A 14,905-nucleotide genomic window follows, 5' to 3' on the forward strand; every position below is an offset into this window, starting at 1 on the left:
GAATCGGCCTTGTGAGCAACCCGGCCGAGCCTCAGACCAACGATCCGATCGCGCTTCAGGCGATGCTGGCGGCGGAGCGCGCCGAGAACGAGCGGCTGCGCCAGATCATCAAGGAACTGCAGCGCCACCGCTTCGGCCGCAGAGCAGAGAGCCTGCCGGTCGACCAGCTGCTGCTGGGCCTTGAAGAGGCCGAGCAGATCGAGGCTGAAGGCTTCGCCGCGGAGGACACCGCCGATACTGCCAAGCGCGAGGCTCGCGCCAGGAAGCGCCGCGCCAACCGTGGATCACTGCCCGCGCATCTGCCGCGTATCGAGCAGATCATCGACATTCCCGACTATATCTGCCCGTGCTGCAAGGGGATGCTGCACGTCATGGGCGAGGATCGTTCCGAGCGCCTCGACATCGTGCCGGCCCAATTCCGCGTCATCGTCACGCGCCGGCCGAAGTATGCCTGTCGGAGCTGCGAGGAGATTGTAGTGCAGGCGCCGGCTCCGTCGCGGCTCGTCGAGGGCGGCATCCCGACTGAGGCGACCGTCGCCCATGTGCTGGTCTCCAAGTACGCCGACCATCTTCCCCTGTATCGCCAGGCGCAAATCTACGCCCGCCAAGGCGTGAACCTGGATCGCTCAACGCTTGCCGATTGGGTCGGCAAGGCGGCTTTCCTGCTCCGCCCCATCCACGAGCGGTTGTTCGAGCGGCTGAAGGCGTCCGGGAAGCTCTTCGCCGACGAGACCACGGCGCCGGTGCTCGATCCCGGGCGCGGCCGCACCAAGACGGGCCAACTGTTCGCCTATGCACGCGACGATCGCCCCTGGGGCGGGATCGATCCGCCCGGCGTCGCCTATCTCTATGCGCCCGATCGAAAGGCCGAGCAGCCACTGCGGCACCTTCAGGGCTTCGTCGGGATTCTGCAAGTCGACGGCTACGCGGGATACCGGGCGTTGGCCGAGCGCAATGCCGTGAGCCTGGCCTTCTGCTGGGCCCATGTCCGTCGCCGCTTCTACGAACTGGCCCAGTCCGGGCCCGCGCCGATCGCGACAGAGGCGCTCCAGCGCATCGGCGAGCTCTACAAGATCGAGAGCGAGATCCGGGGCCGCCCGGCGGAGGAGCGCTGCGCTGCTCGCCAGCAGAGAAGCCGACCCATCATCGACGCCCTCGAGCCGTGGCTGCGCGGGAAACTCGCGCTGGTCAGCCAGAAGAGCAAGCTCGCCGAAGCAATCCGCTACCCGCTGTCGCGCTGGGCTGGGCTTGGTCGCTTCCTCGACGACGGCCGCGTCGAGATCGACTCCAACGTCGTCGAACGCTCGATCAGGCCAATCGCCCTCAATCGGAAGAATGCGCTCTTCGCCGGTTCCGACGGCGGTGGAGAGCACTGGGCGACGATCGCCTCGCTCGTAGAAACCGCGAAACTCAACGGCCTCGACCCGTACGCCTACCTCGCCGACGTCATCACCCGCATCGTCGCAGGCCATCCGCAAAGCCAGCTCGACTACCTGCTGCCCTGGGCGTATGCCCCCGCGCCACTCAAGGCCGTGGCCTGAGAACAGCGGTTACGGCGGAATTTGACTTCCGCTACAACAACCGCGTGGCGTTGGGCGTTGACGATGTTGCCCGGGCTGAAAAGCTCGCCAAGGGGCTCGGCGGAAAGCGCCTGACCTATCGCAGGCCTGACGTCACCACAGCCTAAGCGCCGGCTCACACCGCGCGAGCTTTGGGAGGCGATGAAGCGGAAGCACCGCTAGGCGGCGCTTCGGTATTGAGGTTTGTGAACCTGTGCGTCTCGAAGCTCGTCGGGCACTTTAAGGCCCTTGGATACGACGAGAAGTTCCGAGCCAACGCGCTTTACCTGAGCCGAGTAGTTGAGAGAAATCTCATACTGCCTGCGCGTCTTGTAGAGAGCGCTTATTTCGTCGCAGCGGTCGTAGGTGATTATCCAAGGCCTATCGAGGCCCAGGATTTTCGTCGCGACCGCTGCATGGTCCTCGGGATCGTAGAAGCTCGTATAGAGGGTCGAGCCTTTTTTGAAGTACGGCGGATCGATGCAAAGGAATGTGCGTTCGGGGAGGTTTCGTTCGACGTGCTTGAGGAAGTCTAGCGCGTCCTTTCTGTGCAGGTGGATGTGGTCCCGGTATCTTTGCACTCGCCTAATTCGCCGCTCTAATTCGCTCTTGGTGAAGCGGCAATCAATCTTGTAGTCGCCTACCTGACCGAGGCCACCGATAACCCCTGCGTTCTTGATGATTCCGGAGCGATTTGTTCGATTCAGGAAGAACGTGGTGAAGGCTATTTCTAGTGGTGATAGGCCGCGCTGATTTCGTTGCATTTCACGTCTTCGACGCCATTCGTCGAGCGTGACAGGCGTTCGATTCATCAAGTCGATGAAATCGTCTGTTTGGTTGAGGACGACATTCCAAAACGCCCATATTCCGCGGTCGATGTCGTTGATGTGAATGTCGCTGACGTAGCCGCCGTAAAGCAAGCCGAGCGCCAGCCCGCATCCCCCGGCATAGGGTTCCGCATAGTGCCCGTACTGCAATTTGTTCAGACGGATGATTTGGGACACAAGTCCCGTCAGTGGAGCTTTTCCGCCCGGATAGCGCAGCGGTGAGGTTGCCAAAGGCATATCGCAAACGACCCTTCACTTTGAAATGATGGGGGATTTTAGCGAGTTCGTTTCGCCACGGCCATAGCTATTTTCGCGGCTTTATGGATTCGGCCGTTTTGGTCAACAATGGCGTAATCGTCGCCAGATCGTTCGCGAGTTGCAACCTGTCAAAATTCGCCGATGTCTGATGATGCTTGGTTGCGTTTCCGTTGCGGGCAATACGCATCAACGCATCGCGGATCGGATTGAGTGCCCTGCCGCTTGCGAGGCCCAAGTCTGACATCCTTTGATTGCTGAAGAATGCGTTGAAATCAGTGTCCGCATTCTTGCCTGCGAGGGCCGCCAGCGATTCAACAAATGCCCACACGCCAATCGTCAGGAGCAACGTATGTTCGACGTGCACCGCGCAAATCGAATAGTAGAGTGCCTCAAGCTTGGAATTTGTGTTGTCCTCAAGAGCCTTTGCAAGGCCCTTTTCGTATTCCAGATGGGATACGGGCCGCGGCTTCTGGGGCTGGGCTTTCCGGCGGCTTTTCACCACGGCCGGCGTGATTGTTTTCAGCGAAATGGGCTCGGTGCGCTCGCCGGTGATATCCGAACTGGCCGCCAGCTTGCGGCCGTAGGTATCGATCTGCGCACGATTCCGACGTGAATTTATCTTTTCGCCTTCTTTGAGATCATCAACGAACCGAGCGAGCTGCTTCTTTATGTCGTCGGACGGTCGAGTGTACGTCACATCGTCAGGGCTGCTTGAGTCGATGCCGATCGCCTCTCGCACAATGCTGCTGTTCAGGAAACGTTGCGCTGTCGTCAGCTTGCCTTGGCGTTCGTCCTTCGAGATGAAGCCTAGGCTTTCGGCGGCATCCAATACCGCGAGGGCAACCCTGTTGCGACTTGACCCGAAGTGGCGCGCTTTCTGCGCGGCATCCCAGTCAAGCAGACCAACGCCGCCCTGCGCGCCATCGTGGATGATCCCCATCCAATATTTGAGGTCGTCATGGTCGCCGAAAACAACAGCGCTTAGCTTCTTGATCGGAACATGGCCCGAGGTTGACGATAGCCGGGCAAAATCCTTCCGGAGATGCGGCGGCGCAAGGTCCGGATCATTAAGCAGTTTGATCGCGCATACCCGTCGGTTGCCTTCCCAAACCTGGTAGGTCTTTTTTGTGGCGGCCGATCCGGAACCGGGAATCTGAACGAGTCCAACCAATTGCAGCGGATTTGGCCCGGCTTCCGCAATGCTTCTGGCGAGATTGAAAACTTGTTCATCCTTGCACAGATACTCTATAATCTCGTCTTGAGATTCCATAGGCTCATGGCGAGGGTTTTCCTCATACAGGTAGATTCGATTCACCTCAATAGAATCCGGCTGTCGAGTTGTTGCCACTGCGTTTCCCCCCAAGAATTGTCCGTCATCGGAACAGGACATTTTTAGTATGACGGATGAGAAACACCTAACGCAATCTCAGAAGTTTGAACAGGCAGCCCGCGAATTGGGCTGTGATGATTCAGAGGAAGTGTTCGACGCTAAATTGCGGGCGATTGCCAAGCAGAAACCAAAAGATGAGCACCCGCGCCAGAAAGCCGGCAAGCCTCGGTCGCACTCAAAGTAGGGGCGACGCCGGTCATGCGTGTAGCCCGTATCTAGCGGTTGGTGCGAAAAGTACATAATCGCAGTTTTTTCGCAAGCGGGGGTGTATGGCGAGTTGTCACTGGACGGATACGATTCAAAACTCGTGCTGCATGACGTCGAGCATGAGCTTTACCCAGGATCGTTGGACTTAACCATTCACGGCGTTGTCGACCATACAGTTAAGATCTCTCTGGTCGATTGCATCCGGATGGGCAGCAACAGAAAAGCAGATGCTAAATGGACTATTTCAAAACATTTCGTCACCATATAATATTTGGTGGTATTAATTTCAACGACATAGATAGATATATTAACTTCTATTCTTCCCCGTCTGACTGACTCCTCCAAACTGTTCTGTGACTCCGATACATTTTGAACTATTATCGACCTCGATCTTGTCAAAGCGACCTTGGCTGCTAATGCTGATTTTTTCAAGGCGTACGATACACATGCTGATCGACAGAGCCGTGTCACGCAATCAGGCGACCGCAAACAACCGGTCAGCGACAGCTCGGCGTACCTCTTCGTCATGGAAGATGCCGACGATCGCTGCCCCGCGCGCCTTAGCTTCGGTGATGAGGTCGACGACGGTGGCCCGGTTGGCGGCGTCGAGGGATGCAGTCGGTTCGTCGAGGAGTATGATGGGATAGTCGACGACGAAGCCGCGGGCTATATTGACACGCTGCTGCTCGCCACCGGAGAAGGTGGCTGGTGCGAGCGGCCAGAGCCGTTCGGGAATGTTGAGGCGCGTGAGCAGCGTTTTGGAGAGCGCCTTGGCCTGGTCGGCCGGGATGCCCTTGGCGATGGCGGGGCCCGCGACGACGTCGAGGGCGGGCACCCGCGGGATGACGCGCAGGAACTGGCTAACGTAGCCGATCGCGCTGCGGCGGATTTCGACGACCTCCCAAGGTTCGGCGGCGAGGAGATCGACGGTTTCGTTCCTATGTACGACGAGGATCTTGCCGGCATCCGGCTTATAATTGGCGTAAAGCGAGCGCAGGAGCGTCGACTTGCCGGCGCCGGAAGGACCGACGAGGCAGACGCACTCACCGGCGTTGACCGTGAGTTCGATATTGTCGAAGACAGGCAGGACAATGCCGCCCTGGGCGTGCAGCGTGAAGGTCTTGGCAAGGCCAACGGCGCGAAGTGCGGGGTCCGTTGCTGAGGATATCACCAGACAATTCTCCTTGAGGGTCATCGGACCGTATGCTTGCGGTCCGCTTTCTATCAAAATACTTGACGACCTTGCCTCCACACTCCGCGAACAACGGGAATGTCGGCGATTTCAACGATGTGGCAGAGATCGGCGCGGCCGCCGATTCCAATCATCCCTCTGTCGCAAAAGCCGGTCACCGAGGCAGGGACCGAACTAACCGTGGAAATGGCCTTCGTAAGACTCATCCCGATCGGATCCCTTGTCAGTTGAAAGGCTCCATGCAACAGGCTCGCCGGAACGTAATCCGAGGCAAGGATGTCGAGGTGACCGGTTGTCGCCAGCTCACGGGCGCTTATGTTTCCCGAGTGCGAGCTGCCGCGAACGATATTCGGTGCGCCCATTAAGATGCAAATGCCAAGGGAGCGCGCAATCTCCGCAGCAGCCCGGGTTGTCGGAAATTCAGAGATCAAAACTCCAGCGTCATTCGCTTCTCGAACATGTTCAGGTGTTTGATCATCATGGCTGGCGAGCGGCAGTTGCCGAGCGCGCGCAAGGGCAATAATTCGGCTTCGGTTTTGAGGTCCTATCGTCCGTGAGGCATCGATCCATGCTTCGATTCGACGGTCGGCGTCCTCTGCCGACCAGCCATACTGCTTGATCTGCATTTCACGGAAGCGGTCGAGTTGGGGCGATTGGCGATGACCAGGGGCATGGTCCATCACCGATACGAGTTTCACAAGCGGATCGCCGACCAAAGGCGTGAACACGGACATCACCTCTTCGTCGGTCACCTCGCAACGCAAATGCAGAAAATGATCCGCTCGAAGCAGTCCATGGGCCCTGGCTTCACGAATCCCGTCGATGAGAACGGGCAGGATGCGAGCTCGATCAGCTTGTCTGGTATGATCCCGGGTCGTTGATCCTATGCAAAGGGAATCAAAAACTGTCGTGATGCCGGCTGCTATGACCAGCGCATCGTGTGCCATGACCGCCGAAAGATGATTCCACACCACGCCGGCGCGCGGCAGTGCATGCTTCTCCGAATTGTCGGTATGGAGATCGATGAGGCCTGGCGTCACATAGCCGCCTTCGAGGTCGATCGCGCCAGGCACTGTGCTTCTGCCGGCGGCGATGTCGTCGATGTAGCCATCGATGATGTGGACTGTTCCATCATAAACTTCATCCGGCAAAACAAGTCGCGCGCCGGTTAATGTCAGTTCGTTCGGGGAGAGCTTTGCCGCTGCACGGTGCGGTGAAGTATCCGTTCTTATGATCATTCAGAGCACCGAGGAAACGAGAAGCTGCGTGTAGGGATGATGCGGATCGTCCAGAACCTGGTCGGCGAGGCCGGTCTCCACCATGTTTCCTCGCCACATCACGATGATGCGGTCCGCCAATAGTCGGGCAACAGACAGGTCGTGGGTGACTATCACGACAGCCACTCCGATATTCATGACCAGGCACCGCAGCAGGTCGAGCAGCCGGGCTTGAACCGATACATCGAGGCCGCCCGTCGGTTCGTCCATAAAGACGAGGCGCGGCTTGGTAACGAGAATTCTGGCAATTTGCAGACGTTGCTGCATGCCACCGGAAAACGTTTTCGGTCGATGATCTGTGCGCAGCAGGTCAATCTCAACCTGGGCAAGCCAATTCTGAGCTTCCTCTCGTATGCGACCATAGTGGCGTGCACCGACTGCCATTGGCCGCTCCCCTATATTGCCACCAGCGGTGACTTCCATTCTAAGGCCATCTCGCGGGTTTTGGTGGACGAGTCCCCAGTCCGTCCGCATCAGCTTGCGGCGTTCCGGCTCCGATAAGGTCAAAATGTCCGTCGGTCCTTTATGATTCAGATCGTAAATGACGGAACCCTGATCAGGCATCAAACGTCCCGACAGGCAGCTGAGCAACGTCGACTTTCCGGATCCGGATTCCCCGACAATCGCGATGATTTCCCCTGGAAAGAGATCGAACGAAAGGTCCCGGCAGCCTACCGTCTTTCCATACATTTTCGTGAGCTGCCGGACGGAAAGCAGCGGCTGGCGGCGGGCGGGCTGGAACTGAGCCGCTGCTCTCATCGTGATTCCGATCCCGTTGCGATTTTCGAGGGTAAGAGCAATTCGATGTCGGCGGGATCGCCACGATCCGGTCCAAGGTGACCATGGTTCCGGCGAGTAGTGCAGTAGTCGGTGTCCGAGCAAACGAACATCCGACGACCCTTGTCACTCATCACGATCTCATCAAGATAACTGTCAGTCGCCCCACAAAGGGAGCAGCATTGCCTCCATCGCTGCACACGAAACGGATGGTCTTCGAAATCCAGGCTCTGCACCTGTGTGTAGGGGGGGACGGCGTAAATCCGCTTTTCACGGCCCGCGCCGAAAAGCTGAATGGCTGGATTGTTCGCTATCTTCGGGTTGTCAAATTTGGGAATAGGTGAAGGCGACATCAAATATCGCCCGTTTGTCATAACTGGATAGCTGTTGGTCGTCGCAATATGACCAAAGCGCGCGATATCTTCGTAAAGCTCGACACTCATCAGACCATATTCTGCATAGGCATGCATCTTACGGGTTTCGGAGTCCCTCGGTTCCAGCCGGCGCAACGGTTCGGGCGACGGCACTTGGTAGACGATAATTTGTCCCTCCTTGAGAGGCGTTTCGGGCACCCGATGACGCGTCTGAATGATTGTGGCAGCCTCTGTTATTTCGGTCGTAGCGATGCCGGCCACACGCTTGAAAAAACGCCGGATGGAGACGGCATTCGTTGCGTCGTCCGCGCCCTGGTCAATCACCTTCAGCGTGTCGTTTGGTCCAATGACACTGGCTGTGACTTGAATGCCGCCGGTCCCCCACCCGTACGCCAGCGGCATTTCGCGGCTGCCAAACGGAACCTGAAGGCCTGGAACGGCCATGGACTTCAAAATGCATCGCCGGATCATCCTTTTGGACTGTTCGTCCAGATACGCAAAATTGTAGGGTTGGCGGAAGCTGCGGCCGGCTGCGTTGTCATGAGGTCCCGTCATTCCGCGGCCTCCTTGCTTGAACGGCGGCGGTTATGCTCCTCCCGCAACTGTCTTATGAATTGCAGGTCGCCCTGGAAATCGACATAGTGAGGCAAAGTGAGATGCGAGACGAAACCGGCCGCCTCGAGATTGTCGGTATGGGACAGAACGAACTCTTCATCCTGAACAGGGTATTTTGCTTCCTCGCCGTATTCGCGACAGCGCAACGATCGGTCAACGATTGCCATTGCCATCGCCTTGCGCTCACTCTTTCCAAATGAGAGACCATATCCGCGGGTGAAGCGCGCAGGCTCGTCTTCCGAGCCCCCAAAGAAATCCAGCATCTGGCATTCCGTGACGATGATGTCGCCAATAGAAACAGAAAAGCCCAATTCCTCGGGTAGGATTTCTATCGTGACATCCCCAACCCTTGTTTCCCCTACGTAGGGATGGGCAGCGCCATAGCCACGCAGCGCTGAATACGCCAAACCCACGACAAATCCCTCATCGCCACGGGCCAGATTTTGCAAGCGCTGATCGCGACCGGCGGGCATGGCAAGAGGATCTCGGGTGAGATCGAAAACCGGTGACTGGTCGGGTTCCGGCAACTCGGCTTCAATCAGGTCTTCGTCGGAAATGCTGTCGAAGGCACGCGGAAAAGTTGGATCCAGCGGATCATCCGCGACCTTCGCTTTCGGCATATCGCAATCAACAATATCGAGATGATCAAAATCAAGCAGCCTATGTGTGTACTCATAGGTCGAACCGAGAATCTGCCCTCCGGGAATGTCCTTGAAGGTTGCTGAGACGCGTCGCTGAATGGCCATCCGGGCTGTATCGAGCGCGTTTGACACTGCCAAGCGCGGTAGAGTCGTGCGAAACGCCCGGAGAAGGAAGATCGCCTCAACGGCGTCGCCTTGGGCTTGTTTCAATGCCAATGCCGCAAGCTCTCTATCGTAGACAGAGCCCTCACACATCACTCGGTCGACAGCGAGACCGAACTGCTCGGCAATCTGCCGGACCGTAAGTTCGGGAACTGCTGGGTCTCCCCGCCGATCCTCCGCAACCAAACCATGTGAGTTGAGGATAGCCTCCTCCCCACCTTTTACGGCAACATAAGCCATCTAGATCTCCCCGGATATGCTGCGAGGAAGAGCGATAATTGCATTTCCGGAGGTAAAGAGAACATCGACTCCACTCGGATAAAGCTCATGATTGAGCTCCCAGTCCTCCCAAAACCAAGATGCAAGCCCATCAACGTCCACCGAAACTTCGCGCTGGATGCCCGGTCCACGCCACCGAACAGGCGGACCGCCGTTTAAAGATGGCACCTGGACAACAATCGTCGTCGAGACCTGAGGCTCCAATTCTGTTCCGGGATTGAACTCGGCCAGGCGCGGCATCGTCATCGGATTGGCCACAATGGCAAATGTCGATCTTTCAACGCTGTCCACAAACGGCACCCCGCAGTGAAACCCAAGGTACTTGCGAACCGAAGGTAGATTCGACCGGGAATCGAGCCAGACCGGTGTTTCGCAATCCGCAAGCGTGAGGCAGACGGCGGCGGTCGCCGGATCAAGGGGACCGACTGCCGCAGTGGCAGAGACCAGCGTTTGCGGCCTGCCGACATATGCATACGCATCTAACACGCGGCGGAATGTGTCCTGGCTATCGAAGACAGGATTTGCGAATCCGGGCTCAAGCCCGGCAGTATCCAAAACGCTGATCATTCCGGACTGATGCCTCGAGCCATTGCGAAAAAGTGGACCTTAGTCGAAGCCGCTTTGCGGCTCTTGATCTCACGGCGGGCGGATTGCGCGATTCCAAATTCGGTAACGAACCGAAGTACGCCGCTCGCACTGTCATCTGTTCCTTGCAACAGCGCATCGAAAACTGCCGCCAGTTGTGCATGACGCTGGTCGCGCCCGAGGACGAAGGCGAAGCCCGTCATGCCATCGGCCAACCTAACGGCACATCGGGTCATCGTGACCTCACCAAGGTTGAATAGGGCGCCGGTACCCCCGGCGCGTCCACGCACAAGCACGAGGCCGGTTTCCGGTCGGCGAAGCCAATCAAATTGCGGCTGGATGGCCAGGTTGTCCCAGGCCCGCTCAAGTTCATCGCATCGGGCTCGCGCGAGAACCGCCATCCATCGCTGCCGCTTTTCAACTTCAATCCGCACCGGTGTTCGCCGCTTCGATTAAACGCCCGGCTCAGGTCCGGGCTCATCAGGGTGTTGGACATTGATGCCTAGATGTCTAGGTATCTCCGGATAGACATAGTTCCTTTTTGCAACGATTTGATGACAGGGCATCGGCCCATCAAGTATTATTGCGATCCCGACTGGCAGAGCGGCCGCCTGATCCGCCAGAGGTGGTCTCGCGAATAAGCCGCCGTGTTCACACGCGACTCTTCGCGCTTATTCGTTCGTTTCAATAAGATATTCGTACCGGTCGCTTCGTATGACGCTGAAAGCGTATTTGATCGGTAAGCCATCCGGCGTTACGTCGACATTGGTCTCAAAAAGTACCGGGCTGGACGAAGATATTCGCAGGAGCTGCGCTTCTTGCGGGCTAGGTCTTCGGGCCGTGATCCGTGTCCATTTCCGCTTATATTCCGCGATGCCGCAGCGCTTCAAGGCGGCAGTGGGAGAGTTCATTCCCTCGAATGCGGTGGCGAGGCCAGGAACGCGCGCTGCCGGATAGTAGCTCGTTCCGGTCGCCAAAGGCCAATCATTGATGAATGAGGTCGACCTGACCTCGGTAACCAGTGCTGAGGGAGCGATGTTCAAATGACTTGCAATATCAGGTTCGACAGAAGTTTCGTTGATCGACAGTATCTCCCGCTTCACGGACTTGTTCTGACCAAGGAGCTTATAAGTGAACCTGGGATCGCTGTTCAGTTTGTGTGAAACGAAATCATCAGCAACAAAGGTTCCGACACCATGCTGAACTCGCAAGGCGCCTTCAGATTCCAAAACCTTGATGGCATTGCGCACGGTATGCCGATTGACGCCAAATCGGTCTGCCAAGACAAAATCGCCAGGCAGGCGGCCATCCTGGAAGGCTCCCGCATCAATATCATTGAGTAGAGCGGACCGAACCAGTTCCCAACGCTTCATTGAACACCATTTTCTTTTCGGTTCGAATCAATATCGTCTCCTGGAGCGATATAACTGCTCATTGTGTATTATCGGAAAAGCGGGCAATCGGAAAATGTATCGCCGGGCAGTCCAAGGACGCATGAAAGCGTTGGAGTTAAGCGCGTCGCTTCAGCCCCTTCCGCGACCTCATTCGGAACAGCCGGCCCGGAAATAATGCAAACACGATCATCCGCAGCAGAGCCAGGTCGAAAACCATGGGTAGATTTGTATTTCGGACAGCCGACCGGTTGGTCTGCCGGATGGTGTGCCGGGGTCTCTTCGAAATCACATTCTGGCGGCGCCGTGAAAGTGGCAATTCTGTTGCGGAGTTCAATTGGTAGATGATCGCTATTCCAGGCCTCTGCGCCATACTGGAGCAATTTCTTGGTTACCTCTCGGCGGTCCATATCGCTTTCAACCAAAACGTGCAGCGTTGCACCTTCGGACTGCCACACCTTTCCCGGAATGATCAGGTCCGGCAAGATTGATGTTTTGATGTTACGGTGGCCATGATCGCTGACGATCGCAATCGTGTAATCATCACGCCGACCTGCCCGGCGCAGACTATCCAAACAACGACCAACGAGAGAATCCGCGAAAGCGATCGCGAAATGAGCTTCGTCGCTCCCATAGCCGAAGTCATGCTGGAAGGCGTCCGTGGCATTGATCTCCGTAATGAGAAGATCAGGTGCCTCTTCTGACTCGAGCAGACTGGCGGCCGCGGCGATCGTAAGCTGGTCACCGATAAGCGTCCTGGTAATGCTGGATACGCCGTCCGGCCCGCTGAATTCAGGTACGTAAGAGGGCAGCGGGATGGCCCCCAGTCGGCCGCGTGGATCCTTTATCTTCAGCAGTGACGGCGTACTCCCATCGCTGGGGATCTTGATGAAGCCCGGGCCACGCAGCCAGCAAGGTGGAACATAGATGGACGTATCTTCCGGCTTAATGAGGGCGTGCCCGATGCAAGCCACGTCGAGGCCGGCACGCGAGGCAAGAGTCGCAATCGTCGGAACGAGGAGGTGTTCTGCTTCAGCTGCAACAAAGGCGCCGTCACTCAGGATGCGATTGCCAAAGATACCATGTATCTCGGCTCCGACACCTGTGAGTATGGAAGCCCGACCCGGCATGGAGGTCGCTGGTACCGCAGAGCGCATGCGGCGTACGAGATATCCATCGGCTGCCAGTGACGATAAGTTTGGCAGACGGTTGGCATGTGCTTGGAAATAGTCGGCGCTCACGCCATCGATCATTATGAGAAGAAGTTTTCGATGCGTCATTGCAATCTAGCTCACTCAAAAGAGATTAACGTTTTATACATGCTATCCAGTGGCCTGCGCCGACTTGCCGAAGATCTGGCGTGACCTTGGCACATTCTGCGCTGGCAATTGAGCACCTCGTTCTAAAGACGCAGCCTGATGGAGGTGTAACAGCGCTCGGAACTTCGCCTTTCAGAACTACCCGTGCTCGGCGAAGACTTGGATGGGGAACGGGAAGCGCTGAAACCAGGGCTTCGGTATAAGGATGAGCGGGCGCATTTCGAAATATTTCGGCCGGTGCGATTTCCACGACCTTACCGAGATACATTACGATTACCCGATCTGCTATATGGCTAACCACTCGCAGATCATGCGAGATGAACAGGATCGTAAGAGCATGCCTTTCCTTCAGATCAAGAAGTAGATTAACGATCTGAGCCTGGACCGAAACATCGAGCGCCGATACGGGCTCATCGGCGACGACGAAATCCGGCTCGGTGGCCAGGGCCCTGGCGATGGCAATCCTTTGGCGTTGCCCCCCACTAAAAGCGTGAGGGTGACGCGAGCCGTGTGCTGGGGATATTCCGACTTGAGATAAGAGTTCGGCGATCCGTACCTGCCGCGCCTGCGTTGTCAGATGAGCTTTGTGGATTGACAGCGGGTCACCAACAATTTCCGCCACAGTCATGCGCGGGTTGAGGCTGCTATACGGGTCCTGGAACACCATCTGCATTTGCCGCCGAAAAGAATACATCTCTTTGGACGACAGAGCTGTCAGATCGGTCCCTTTAAATCGGATCCGACCGGAACTCGGCGTGACAAGCCGCAGCAAGCTCCGACCTAATGTCGTCTTGCCTGAGCCGGATTCGCCGACCACGCCCACGATTTCGCCAGGAGCAATGCAAAACGATATTCCATCGACGGCTTTTATGGATCGTTTCAACCTGAACGGTGAGATGTTGCGGAGTGGCAGATGGACGCGAAGGCTGTCAACTTCAAGCAAGGGCTTGCCACCATAGGTGATCGGGACTGCACCGGTTTCGGGCGTTTCAATATCGCTAATATTAGCATTCATAGGACAGCCTCCGGCTCCCCAGCGGCCTCCACGATTTGACGCCAATGCATGCAACGCACGCTGTGCCCGCGGACTGTTTCGAGGTCCGGTGGGCGGTAGGCGCAATCAGCGGCTGCATGGCAGCATCGTGGGCGAAAGGAGCAGCCAATTGACAGGTTTGCGAGGTCCGGAGGATCGCCGGGCACGGCAGAAAGCCGCCGGGAAGATCCGTCTCCGGAGTGGAGGCCCGGCCGCGCTTTTAGTAGACCGCGAGTGTAGGGCATCCACGGATCGTCGAATATCTGCATGACATCGCCTTCTTCGACAATTCGGCCGGCGTACATCACCAGAACCCGGTCAGCGATCTCGGCGACGACGCTGAGGTCATGCGTGATGAACAGCAGTGCCATGCCAGTGTCCGCCTGCAACTCGTGAAGGAGGCCGAGAATTTGCGATTGAACTGTCGCGTCGAGCGCTGTGGTCGGTTCATCGGCGATGAGTAACTTAGGGCGACACGAGAGTGCGATCGCGATCATTGCTCTTTGTCGCATGCCACCGGACAGCTGGTGCGGGTAATCGTCCAGGCGGCGTTGAGCGTCGGGAATACCGACGCGATCAAGCATTGCCTTTGCTTGCCGGCGCGCCTCACGAGCACTGCACTGTTTATGGGTTCGAAGAACCTCCGCGATCTGCTCGCCTACGGTGCAGACGGGATTAAGCGCCGCCGCGGGTTCTTGAAATATCATGGCAATTTCGTTGCCCAAGATCGTGCGTTGACGTCGTTGAGAAATCCGGAGAAGGTCCTCCCCTCCATAGAGGACCTTCCCCGCAACTACGCGCCCCATCGACTTTGGGATAAGGTTCAGGATAGAAAAGGCAGTTGCCGATTTGCCCGATCCGGATTCTCCGACAAGGCACACAGTACTCCCTTGCTGAACCGAGAACGACACATCTTCGACTGCTCTGACAGTGCGACCTTGGGAGTAGAAATAGGTGCGTAGATTTTCGACACGGAGAAGCTCGCTCTGTTTCATCCTAGACTTACCTAGTTGCTGGGA

Annotated in this window: 15 protein-coding genes and 1 pseudogene; 3 read left to right on the forward strand and 13 right to left on the reverse strand. The window is 57.2% G+C overall.

The genetic code is table 11. The annotated features are described in order from the left end of the window. The first annotated feature begins 62 nt into the window (after positions 1-62). Positions 63-1,541, forward strand: a complete 1,479-nt coding sequence (gene tnpC, locus EB235_RS33370) for an IS66 family transposase (RefSeq protein WP_106406564.1) — start codon at positions 63-65, stop codon at positions 1,539-1,541. Positions 1,542-1,555: 14 nt separating this feature from the next. Next, positions 1,556-1,687, forward strand: a pseudogene (locus EB235_RS33375) (IS1595 family transposase); the annotation flags it as partial. 51 nt (positions 1,688-1,738) lie between these two features. On the opposite strand, the gene EB235_RS33380 reads toward EB235_RS33375, so the two are convergent. Both EB235_RS33380 and EB235_RS33385 read right to left on the reverse strand, forming a co-directional pair. Next, positions 1,739-2,623: a DNA adenine methylase gene (locus tag EB235_RS33380; RefSeq protein ID WP_027033204.1), complete on the reverse strand. Its 885-nt coding sequence runs from the start codon at positions 2,621-2,623 to the stop codon at positions 1,739-1,741. A gap of 67 nt (positions 2,624-2,690) precedes the next feature. Beyond that, positions 2,691-3,959 (reverse strand): hypothetical protein, encoded by a 1,269-nt coding sequence (locus tag EB235_RS33385; protein ID WP_152536179.1) that lies wholly within the window; start codon positions 3,957-3,959, stop codon positions 2,691-2,693. 82 nt (positions 3,960-4,041) lie between these two features. Here EB235_RS33385 and EB235_RS33390 point away from each other — a divergent pair, with 82 nt between their 5' ends. Then, positions 4,042-4,218: a hypothetical protein gene (locus tag EB235_RS33390; protein WP_167334892.1), complete on the forward strand. Its 177-nt coding sequence runs from the start codon at positions 4,042-4,044 to the stop codon at positions 4,216-4,218. A 498-nt stretch (positions 4,219-4,716) separates the two neighbouring features. Here the strand turns inward: EB235_RS33390 and phnL are convergent, their stop codons facing one another. The 11 genes from phnL to EB235_RS33445 all read right to left on the reverse strand — a co-directional run bounded on the left by phnL (position 4,717) and on the right by EB235_RS33445 (position 14,881). Next, a complete protein-coding gene (gene phnL, locus EB235_RS33395) occupies positions 4,717-5,412 on the reverse strand; it encodes a phosphonate C-P lyase system protein PhnL (RefSeq protein ID WP_224713126.1) in 696 nt (231 codons plus the stop codon). 53 nt (positions 5,413-5,465) lie between these two features. Continuing rightward, entirely contained in the window at positions 5,466-6,671 is a 1,206-nt protein-coding gene (gene phnM, locus EB235_RS33400) for a phosphonate metabolism protein PhnM (protein WP_080680392.1), read from the reverse strand. After that, positions 6,672-7,469 carry a phosphonate C-P lyase system protein PhnK gene (gene phnK / locus EB235_RS33405; protein ID WP_051371143.1) on the reverse strand — a complete coding sequence of 266 codons (798 nt, stop codon included), beginning with the start codon at positions 7,467-7,469 and terminating at the stop codon, positions 6,672-6,674. Continuing rightward, a complete protein-coding gene (locus EB235_RS33410) occupies positions 7,466-8,416 on the reverse strand; it encodes an alpha-D-ribose 1-methylphosphonate 5-phosphate C-P-lyase PhnJ (protein ID WP_051371145.1) in 951 nt (316 codons plus the stop codon). Before EB235_RS33410 ends, phnK begins: the two co-directional genes overlap by 4 nt. Then, a complete protein-coding gene (locus tag EB235_RS33415; protein WP_027033200.1) occupies positions 8,413-9,519 on the reverse strand; it encodes a carbon-phosphorus lyase complex subunit PhnI in 1,107 nt (368 codons plus the stop codon). The genes EB235_RS33410 and EB235_RS33415 overlap by 4 nt, the downstream gene beginning before the upstream one ends. Further along, entirely contained in the window at positions 9,520-10,125 is a 606-nt protein-coding gene (phnH, locus tag EB235_RS33420; RefSeq protein WP_027033199.1) for a phosphonate C-P lyase system protein PhnH, read from the reverse strand. It lies immediately after the preceding gene. After that, positions 10,122-10,577: a phosphonate C-P lyase system protein PhnG gene (phnG, locus tag EB235_RS33425; protein WP_027033198.1), complete on the reverse strand. Its 456-nt coding sequence runs from the start codon at positions 10,575-10,577 to the stop codon at positions 10,122-10,124. Before phnG ends, phnH begins: the two co-directional genes overlap by 4 nt. 237 nt (positions 10,578-10,814) lie before the next feature. Next, on the reverse strand, positions 10,815-11,516 hold the full coding sequence (gene phnF / locus EB235_RS33430) for a phosphonate metabolism transcriptional regulator PhnF (RefSeq protein WP_080680390.1): 702 nt from the start codon (positions 11,514-11,516) through the stop codon (positions 10,815-10,817). Positions 11,517-11,584: 68 nt separating this feature from the next. Further along, positions 11,585-12,814: an alkaline phosphatase family protein gene (locus EB235_RS33435; RefSeq protein WP_051402054.1), complete on the reverse strand. Its 1,230-nt coding sequence runs from the start codon at positions 12,812-12,814 to the stop codon at positions 11,585-11,587. Positions 12,815-12,839: 25 nt separating this feature from the next. Continuing rightward, the gene (locus EB235_RS33440; RefSeq protein WP_080680389.1) at positions 12,840-13,868 is read right to left on the reverse strand and encodes an ABC transporter ATP-binding protein; all 1,029 of its coding nucleotides are present in this window, start codon (positions 13,866-13,868) and stop codon (positions 12,840-12,842) included. Further along, positions 13,865-14,881 (reverse strand): ABC transporter ATP-binding protein, encoded by a 1,017-nt coding sequence (locus tag EB235_RS33445; protein WP_027033197.1) that lies wholly within the window; start codon positions 14,879-14,881, stop codon positions 13,865-13,867. The genes EB235_RS33440 and EB235_RS33445 overlap by 4 nt, the downstream gene beginning before the upstream one ends. Positions 14,882-14,905 lie beyond the last annotated feature (24 nt).

The sequence above is a fragment of the Mesorhizobium loti R88b genome, assembly GCF_013170845.1.
In the GTDB taxonomy this organism is placed as follows: Bacteria; Pseudomonadota; Alphaproteobacteria; order Rhizobiales; family Rhizobiaceae; genus Mesorhizobium; species Mesorhizobium loti_B.

Coding starts and splice junctions, on each gene's coding strand:
- tnpC (WP_106406564.1), top strand. CDS start 63: ATGCTGGCGGCGGAGCGCGCCGAGAACGAGCGGCTGCGCCAGATCATC.
- EB235_RS33380 (WP_027033204.1), bottom strand. CDS start 2,623: ATGCCTTTGGCAACCTCACCGCTGCGCTATCCGGGCGGAAAAGCTCCA.
- EB235_RS33390 (WP_167334892.1), top strand. CDS start 4,042: ATGACGGATGAGAAACACCTAACGCAATCTCAGAAGTTTGAACAGGCA.
- phnM (WP_080680392.1), bottom strand. CDS start 6,671: ATGATCATAAGAACGGATACTTCACCGCACCGTGCAGCGGCAAAGCTC.
- phnK (WP_051371143.1), bottom strand. CDS start 7,469: ATGAGAGCAGCGGCTCAGTTCCAGCCCGCCCGCCGCCAGCCGCTGCTT.
- EB235_RS33410 (WP_051371145.1), bottom strand. CDS start 8,416: ATGACGGGACCTCATGACAACGCAGCCGGCCGCAGCTTCCGCCAACCC.
- EB235_RS33415 (WP_027033200.1), bottom strand. CDS start 9,519: ATGGCTTATGTTGCCGTAAAAGGTGGGGAGGAGGCTATCCTCAACTCA.
- phnH (WP_027033199.1), bottom strand. CDS start 10,125: ATGATCAGCGTTTTGGATACTGCCGGGCTTGAGCCCGGATTCGCAAAT.
- phnF (WP_080680390.1), bottom strand. CDS start 11,516: ATGAAGCGTTGGGAACTGGTTCGGTCCGCTCTACTCAATGATATTGAT.
- EB235_RS33435 (WP_051402054.1), bottom strand. CDS start 12,814: ATGACGCATCGAAAACTTCTTCTCATAATGATCGATGGCGTGAGCGCC.
- EB235_RS33440 (WP_080680389.1), bottom strand. CDS start 13,868: ATGAATGCTAATATTAGCGATATTGAAACGCCCGAAACCGGTGCAGTC.
- EB235_RS33445 (WP_027033197.1), bottom strand. CDS start 14,881: ATGAAACAGAGCGAGCTTCTCCGTGTCGAAAATCTACGCACCTATTTC.